Here is a 1,451-nt window from a genome sequence, read left to right on the forward strand (position 1 = left end):
GAATAAGAGGTGGAGCTGAGTGGGGTATTTTTGGCGGTCTGGATCAGTTCGTAACTCACCAGTAGATGATTGGTGTAAAGCCATGGCCATGAAATCGATTCATTGATGGTCGTTTTTAGCTCGTAGCCGTTTAGTCTGTCTTGTTTCTCATCAGACGATAAATCCGATCCTGCATAGCCCTTTGTGTGAGCAATGTCTGACAAGGTGCACGACAGTGTGTGCTGGTCAGGTTTTATAAAAACATTCTGGCTTGGAGCACCTGCTTTCTGTTCAAGCTCGACAACAAAACGCCTGGTCAACGGTTGAGCCTGACAGACGACAGACAATGACATGAGTAACAGTGGTGCTGCAAAGAGTGGGTGTTTAATCATTCTACCCTTGGATTCTGGTGTACAGAGAGGAAGGATAGATCAGGAAAATAACGCAAGTCAGGCAGTTAACCGTTCTCTCAACTGCCCCGGAGAAGCATTCAGCCCTGCCCCATAAACTATGCTGCTGAGGTGAAAGTGATCCCACTTCACTTTCTCTATGACTGTAAAGTTTGCTGTGACTAAATAATCACCCATTTCAAACACTCTGAAGATGGGAGCACAGAAAACCGTGTTTACTCGATGACATAACGCCTTTCTTTTGTTCCCTACCTTGCCCTGGCCTTGACCAGGGCTGTCACTATGTCGGTATGGCCCATATTGGCAGCGATGAGCAGGGGGATGAAGCCATTATGAGTCCGGGCGTTGAGATCCGCCCCGGCGTTGATCAGGATTTTCACGCAGTCGATACTGCCTCTCTTGGCTGCGATTAACAGTGGGGTGGAGCCATCCGACAAGGCGGCGTTGACATCTGCCTTGGCTTCGACCAGGGCTGTCACGCAGTCAATATTACCCATATCTGCAGCGATGGACAGCGCGGTGAAGCCATCCTTAGTCCGGGCGTTGAGATCCGCCTTGGCTTCGATCAGGAGTTTCACGCATTCGGTATTGTCCAACCAGGCTGCTATTAACAGTGCGGTGGCGCCATCCGAAGTCCGGGAAGCGTTGAGATCTGCCCCGGTGTTGATCAGGATTTTTAGGCAGTCAGTGCAATTTTGCTGAGCAGCGATGAACAGCGGGGTGACGCCATCCCTACAGTTGGCGTTGAGATCCGCCTTGGCTTTGATCAGGAGTTTCACACACTCGGGTTTATTATTCTGGGCAGCGAAAAACAGTGCGTTTCCACCAGTCGAGCAGGCAGCGCTGATATTCGCCCCGGCGTTGATCAGGCGTTCGACAATGTTCTTGTGCCCCTGACTGGATGCCATCATCAAGGCAGTGAGGCCATCATTTATAACGGTATTAACATTGACTTCTTCTGCCAGTGACTTCTCCACCTGATCCAAATCCCCGTAAAAACAGGCACGATAAAACGCCTGATCGGGGAAAAATGTATCCGGGTGAGATTCACCGGTGTTCACA

2 protein-coding genes are annotated in these 1,451 nt (G+C 50.2%); both read right to left on the reverse strand.

Translation table 11 applies throughout. The features are described 5' to 3' along the window. Nucleotides 1-371: hypothetical protein (locus KDK17_RS00020; protein ID WP_257287048.1), on the reverse strand; the 371-nt coding region annotated here is incomplete at its 3' end. A 266-nt stretch (nucleotides 372-637) separates the two neighbouring features. Then, the coding region (locus KDK17_RS00025) for an ankyrin repeat domain-containing protein (protein WP_257287049.1) at nucleotides 638-1,451 on the reverse strand (814 nt) is incomplete at its 5' end.

Source organism: Endozoicomonas sp. SESOKO2 (genome assembly GCF_024606245.1).
Lineage (GTDB): Bacteria > Pseudomonadota > Gammaproteobacteria > Pseudomonadales > Endozoicomonadaceae > Endozoicomonas_A.